Annotated in this window: 5 protein-coding genes and 4 pseudogenes; 4 read left to right on the top strand and 5 right to left on the bottom strand. The window is 64.7% G+C overall.

Annotated features, from left to right (window positions below):
• Window positions 1-72: 72 nt before the first annotated feature.
• The 4 genes and pseudogenes from ABZ457_RS30300 to ABZ457_RS30285 form a co-directional block, all read right to left on the bottom strand.
• On the bottom strand, window positions 73-1,551 hold the full coding sequence (locus ABZ457_RS30300) for a cytochrome P450 (RefSeq protein ID WP_359164195.1): 1,479 nt from the start codon (window positions 1,549-1,551) through the stop codon (window positions 73-75).
• Window positions 1,491-2,303: a cupin-like domain-containing protein gene (locus tag ABZ457_RS30295; protein WP_359164192.1), complete on the bottom strand. Its 813-nt coding sequence runs from the start codon at window positions 2,301-2,303 to the stop codon at window positions 1,491-1,493. The genes ABZ457_RS30300 and ABZ457_RS30295 overlap by 61 nt, the downstream gene beginning before the upstream one ends.
• 9 nt (window positions 2,304-2,312) lie before the next feature.
• A complete protein-coding gene (locus ABZ457_RS30290; RefSeq protein WP_359164189.1) occupies window positions 2,313-3,041 on the bottom strand; it encodes a hypothetical protein in 729 nt (242 codons plus the stop codon).
• A gap of 227 nt (window positions 3,042-3,268) precedes the next feature.
• A pseudogene (locus ABZ457_RS30285) lies at window positions 3,269-3,467 on the bottom strand (transposase family protein); the annotation flags it as partial.
• Between the two features lie 181 nt (window positions 3,468-3,648).
• Here ABZ457_RS30285 and ABZ457_RS30280 point away from each other — a divergent pair.
• A pseudogene (locus ABZ457_RS30280) lies at window positions 3,649-3,987 on the top strand (transposase); the annotation flags it as partial.
• Between the two features lie 20 nt (window positions 3,988-4,007).
• Here the strand turns inward: ABZ457_RS30280 and ABZ457_RS30275 are convergent.
• Window positions 4,008-4,151: pseudogene (locus tag ABZ457_RS30275) on the bottom strand (IS110 family transposase); the annotation flags it as partial.
• A gap of 80 nt (window positions 4,152-4,231) precedes the next feature.
• On the opposite strand from ABZ457_RS30275, the gene ABZ457_RS30270 reads away from it, so the two are divergent.
• The 3 genes and pseudogenes from ABZ457_RS30270 (at window position 4,232) to ABZ457_RS30260 (ending at window position 5,881) form a co-directional block, all read left to right on the top strand.
• Entirely contained in the window at window positions 4,232-5,431 is a 1,200-nt protein-coding gene (locus tag ABZ457_RS30270) for an IS3 family transposase (protein WP_359164186.1), read from the top strand.
• A gap of 29 nt (window positions 5,432-5,460) precedes the next feature.
• Window positions 5,461-5,586, top strand: a pseudogene (locus tag ABZ457_RS30265) (radical SAM protein); the annotation flags it as partial.
• On the top strand, window positions 5,579-5,881 hold the full coding sequence (locus ABZ457_RS30260) for a hypothetical protein (RefSeq protein ID WP_359164183.1): 303 nt from the start codon (window positions 5,579-5,581) through the stop codon (window positions 5,879-5,881). The pseudogene ABZ457_RS30265 and the gene ABZ457_RS30260, both read left to right, overlap by 8 nt.
• The last annotated feature ends 82 nt before the right edge of the window (window positions 5,882-5,963 follow it).

Here is a 5,963-nt window from a genome sequence, read left to right as displayed (position 1 = left end):
GGCCGCCTGACACCCGTCGAATACGAGACCGTCATGACCACACCGGACCTCCAGGCCGCGTGACCAAACCTGTCACCCGAACCTGCACCAGACCCCTTTACAGCCACCTTCGGCTGGGTGGTGAAGGGGACTGCGTCGACGGGCTACGGCACGGGCTCCCCGGCGAGGAACCAGAGTCACATGCTGCATCCGTGCCGATTCTGCGGAGTCGTCCGCTGCCGTCAGCGTCACGTTCATGAGCACTTCGCGCATGATGACTTTCATCTCGAGCAGGGCTAGCTGAGCACCGGCGCAGTATCTACGTCCCCCTCCGAAAGGGAGCCATGCCTGACGGGTCTCGGCAGGAACATCCCCCATGAAGCGTTCCGGTTCAAATACCTCCGGCTTCGCGAAGTATCGGGAGTCCTGGTGGATCAGGGCGATTACTGGCGTGATCGCCCAGCCCGCAGGCACGGTGTAGTCGCCGATCGAGACTGCGTGACGGAGTCGGCGTGGCGCATCCCAAACAACCGGACGTGAACGCAGAGCCTCTTTCACGACTGCTTCCAGGTATCTGTCGTCGGCTTCGTGCTGCAGCGCGTTCTCCAGCCGGGAGAGCACCGAAGGCGTTCTCATCAATCTCTCGAACGCCCAGGCAAGCGCGGTCGCCGTGGTCTCATGGCCTGCAGTGAGCAGTGCCACGAGTTCGTCGCGGATCTCCGGATCGCTCAGTGGCCTTCCAGCCTTCCCCTGAGGATCTATAAGCCTGGACAGGACGTCCGTACCGGAAGTACTTGTCCGGGCCTTCCTTCCTTTTATCTCGTCGTACAGAATCGCGTCAACTCTGCGTCGAACCTTGTCCATTCGGGTGGTTGGCAGGAAAGGCACGCGGCGAGCAATGCGAGAACGAAAGAGGCTGTCCCTGATTCGCGGGGGCATGAAGATTAGAAGCGGGGATCCGGACTTCCTTATATATTCAGGAAGAAGGATGGCGAGTTCGGCGGAACGCTTTTCATCTGATATTCCGAAGACAACCCGTATGATCACCCTGAGCGTGACGCCTTCCACGCTTTCACGCAATGCAAAAGACTTACCGTATGACCATTTCGATATCTCTGTCGCGGCTATCTCATGGATCGCCTCTCGATAGCCCTGTACGCATCGACCGTGCAGTGTCGGGTTGATCACCTTTCGATGCTGCTTCCAGATCTCCCCGTCGGCTGTAAGTAGCGAGTTCTTGCCGAGCGAAGGTTCGAGGAACTGTCGCCGGACTTCTCCCGCCATGCCGGATTCCTCGTCGTGCGAGAAGGCTTCGGCGGCCAGGTGCGATGACGTGATGATCGCTTCCTCCGGCAGGCCGAGGAGTTTTATCCTGAAAACGTCACCGTACTTTTTCTTGTTCTTGGCGAGGAAACCGATCGGGTCCAGGAGAAAGCACAGGGTCTGGAGGAGTGGTGGGGTGGTGGGGTGGTGGGGCCAGGGGGAGTGCGGAGCGTCGTGGTCTGCATGCCTCAGTCGGTCCGTTCTGTCGGCGCGTGGCAGGTGCAGGAGTTCTTGTCGGGGAATCCGCACAGGTGGAGTGCATTCCTGAACGCGACGGCCGCTCCTTTGGCGACGACTCGGTGCGGTTTCCCGAAGAAGCCGCTGATCAGGACGCTGGGAGAGAGATTAACGACCTCGTGCCACCAGCCCGCCGGCACGTACAGCACATCGCCGGGCCCGAGGTCGGCTTGGAAGAGGGTGCCCGGTCCGAGGTCGCCGGCGCGGGCGAGATCGGCGTGGGTGCAGCGTGCGAGGACGGCCCAGGGGTCGTATTTTCCGGAGACGTGGCCCGCCTGCTCGACTGCTCCGGGGCGGGCGAGCAGGAATCGCTTCCTTCCCGACGCCACGGTGGCGAAGTTGTCGAGGATGTCGTAGTGCAGTCCGGTGCGTGATCCCCGGGGGCCGATCCAGGCGCTGCTTGACCTGATGCACCGTCGGGGGAAGAGCTCGTCCTGCCGCAGATCCCGACGCAGCTCGGGCAATCTCCGCAGGAGGTCGAATTCCTTGAGATAGGGAGGGTGGGATTCGTCCGTCTGATCCCCGGTTATGCCGTCCACATACGCGCCCAGCGTCGAAGTGCTGAAGCGGGTGGCCCCTGACTCCCGGTTTCCCACGACCAGTTGAATGGGCATGTCGGGCGCCAGGGCCCCGATGTACTGCGGAGTCCACTTGTCGACGGCGGGCCATGCGGCGGCCAGGCCCCGGAAGAGGGCAGGACCGGTACCGGGAAGCTGTCGGCGGGATGGGAACGGTGATGCTTCGACGGGTTCGACGGTCGGCATGGTGTCCTCCTAGAGGAATCGGAAGAGCAGTCCGCGGAACGGTGCGAGCAGCCCGACGGGCAGGAGGCGCAGTACGGGGGAGAGTCCGATCAGAGGGATGCGCAGCCGTATCACCGCGCCGTGGTCGAGGGATGCCTCGTGCGGGAAGTAGTCCGGCTTGTGCGCCACGATCTCCCGGAAACCCTTCTGATGGTAGTAGCGGAGCTGGGGGTCCCTCGGCAGGCCGTCCCTCTTCTCGTACACGTACGCGGAGACGTCGGGTTCGGGATTCTTCCTGCGCCAGCTCCGCAGGCCGGGAAGAGGTGAGCCCAGGTAGATGTCGCGCCATCCGGACCGGAGGGCGTACGGCCAGAAGAAGGCGAATATCTCTTCCACGGCCGCCGCGTCGATGCTACTGAGGCTGATACCGAAGAGTGATCTCGTCTGTGGATCTTCATCGTCCGAATGTGCACATTCGGACCAGTTCTTGGCGGCGGATATCTGCTGTCCGGACATGGGTCTCATGAACACCGAGGCCAGTAGCTCTCCGGTGGCCGAGAAGGCGCCGATGGAGAATCGGGGGAATCTCCTGATGCGGAACTCCAGGTCTTCCCTGGAGGCGGCCTGGTTTCGATCCCATTTGCGGTTCTCGAGTTCGATCAGCGCGTCCATATCCGAGATCTGGAGGAAGCGGACAGTGATTACCGCGGAGTCCTTCGAGAGGGTTGCGTTGTGCGCGTTCGCGCGTGGGCGAAGCATTGCTGTGTTACTCCTGCGAGGTCTGCGCGGTGGTCGCCGGAGCGCACGCGCGTGTGAACGACGGGGTTCACGCACGCGTCCGGAATGCCGCGGTGGGATGCTGGGCGTTCGGGTCCCCGACCTGGCGGGGACGCTCCTCCGCCGGTCTTCCTGAACACCAGTCAGCTTCGCGAGCGGGGACACACGGTCGCCTGAGTACAACCTACTCAACCGATCATGGAGCACTTTCAGCGTCGCCTCTCCCCCAGGGTGAGGACGGCTTCGGCGATGACGGTCATGGGGTTCGGGCTGATGGGGGATCTGCGGAAAGATCTGCCAGGACTTCAGCCGTGCGATGCCGCGTTCGACGGGTGCCCGGGCTGCGGCCAGGGCCCGGTTGACAGTGCGCTGGGTGAGGGTGAGCTCGCCGCCCGGTGGCCGTTTGACAGGCTCTTTGCACGCTGCGTCACCGCGCTGGAGAGACCGCCTGAGCTCGCCGATCCGTCTATGACTACTCAATCAGCACCGAGGCCGGGCCAGCGCTCATTCCCAGTGGCCGAGCCACTCCAGGGTCCAGGCCCACTACTTAGACGTCATCTCATTTGACGGGTTCGGCAGGCTCTCGGCCGTGGTGGGGATCGTTGAGCGGCTGGTGCCGGATGAGTTGTGGGAGCTGTTCCGGCGTGTGGTGCCGAAGGCGCCGACGTGACCTCAGGGCGGTGGACGACGGCGCCATGGGGACCGCGAAGTCCTGGCTGCCATCGTGTTCGTAGCTACGTCAGGCTGCACGTGGCAGCAGTTGCCGACGGCGTCGTCCGGGGCAACGGCTCATCGGCGCTGCGCCGAGTGGACGAAGGCCAGGGTGTGGGCCAAGCTCCACCGCCTGGTCCTCGACGAACTCGGCTCCCGCGGTGAGCTGGACTGGTCCCGCTGCGCGATCGACTCGGTGAACATGCGGGCCTTGAAAAGGTGCCTCTATGGCCTTCGTCAAGCCGTAGTGGGCGTGGGCGGCTGGTAGAAGGTGCCGTCGCGGGGCATGGCGAAGAGGACGTCGATGCGGCGTCGGGCCAGTGCGATGAGGGCAGCGATGTGGTGCTTTCCCTCGCGGCGTTTGCCGTCGTAGTAGGCGCGTGGCTCAGGGGCCTTGGCCCTTGATCCTGGACACACGAGACACTGGATCCTGAGGATCTGAGAACGGACATCTCGTGGTCATGAAGAACTATCCGCCGGAGTTCAAGGCGGACGCGGTCGCGCTGTACGAGTCGCGGCCCGATGCGACGATCAGGTCGGTCGCCACCGATCTGGGGATCAACCCGGAGACCCTGCGGAACTGGGTCCGGGGCCGCCGGGGCAAGCCGTCCACGAGGACGCCGGACACAGGAGCCGGCACGGCCGCCGTCCCCGTTGGAGGAGGAGAACGCGGCCCTGCGCAAGAAGGTCCGCGAGCTCGAAGAGGAACGCGAGATCCTGCGGAAAGCGGCGAAGTATTTCGCCGGGGAGACGCGCTGGTGAACCGCTTCCAGTTCGTCGCCGACCACCAGCGCCGCCACGGCGTGAAGCGGCTGTGCACCATCCTCGGCATCAGTCGCTCAAGCTTCTACTACTGGCGCCGGACGGTCGCGGACCGGGCCGCCCGGCAGGCGGCCGACGCGAGGTTGGCCGCCCGTATACGGGCGTTGCACCTCGAATCGGACGGAACCTACGGGGCCCCGAGAATCACCGCTGAGCTCCGCGAGACGAGCGGTGAGGCGGTCAATCACAAACGGGTCGCCCGGGTCATGCGGGCGTTCGGGATCGAAGGGATCCGGTTGCGCCGCCGACACCGCGCCACTGTCCCCGACCCGTCCGCGGTCAAGGCTCCGGACCTGATCGGCCGCGACTTTACCGCCGAGAGGCCGAACACGAAGTACGTCGGTGACATCACCTACCTGCCCATCGACGGCGGGAAGTTCTGCTACCTGGCGACCGTCATCGACCTCGCCTCGCGCCGCCTGGCCGGCTGGGCGATCGCCGACCACATGCGCACCGATCTCGTCACCGATGCCCTGGCCGCGGCGATCCGCACGCGGGGCAGCCTCGCCGGATCGATCATGCACACCGACCACGGAGCCCAGTACACGAGCCGGGCATTCGCCGAAGCCTACAGGTCAGCAAGGGTGAGACACAGCATGGGCGCGGTCGGGTCCAGCGCGGACAACGCACTCGCCGAGTCCTTCAACGCGACCTTTGAACGCGAAACCCTGCAGGGCCGAAGGAGCTGGCCGAGCGAGCGCGAAGCCCGACTCGACACCTTTCGATGGCTCCACCGCTACAACACCCGGCGCCAGCACTCCGACCTCGGGCAACGATCACCGATCGCCTTCGAGAACGCCCTGCACCCCACACCAACTACGCTGTCAACAGCCCCATAACCCGTGTCCAGGATTCGGGGTCAAGGCCCGCCGTGGGCAAGGACTCACACGCCTTCTGGTACGAGAAGGCGGCCGGACGCATCGTCCACAGGCCGTCGACCACCGACGAGCTCTCCCTCACAGTGCCGGACGTGGTGTACGCCGCCCGTGCCTGATCGCCCACACTTCGAGAGCCTGGAAGGCTTACGCGGCACCGGCAAGTCCACCGTGGCGCCGATGCTCGCCGCCGCCCGACAAGCTGTCCTCGTGCCCACCGTCCCGTCCCTCTACCAGCCGCTCAGACACGCGGTGGACGAGCGGACGAACGTCGAGGCACGGATGTGCCTCTACCTCTCCGCGCTGTTCACCGCGGCCGAGGAGATCCGACACCACCTCGACGCCGGTGTCCCGGTCGTCGTCGAGAGCTACTTCGCCCGGTGCCTCACCAACCACCGGGCCCTAGATGAGTAAGTCCGAAGTCTTGGGGCGCATGAAGCGAGGGTCTCGTTGGTCCGTTTGTGACGACAGACCTCGAAACCCTCGCGACTGCACT

It is taken from the genome of Streptomyces sp. NPDC005805 (assembly GCF_040630445.1).
Lineage (GTDB): Bacteria > Actinomycetota > Actinomycetes > Streptomycetales > Streptomycetaceae > Streptomyces.
The sequence above is the reverse complement of the archived record's forward strand: the minus strand, read 5'-3'. Positions and strand labels throughout refer to the sequence as shown.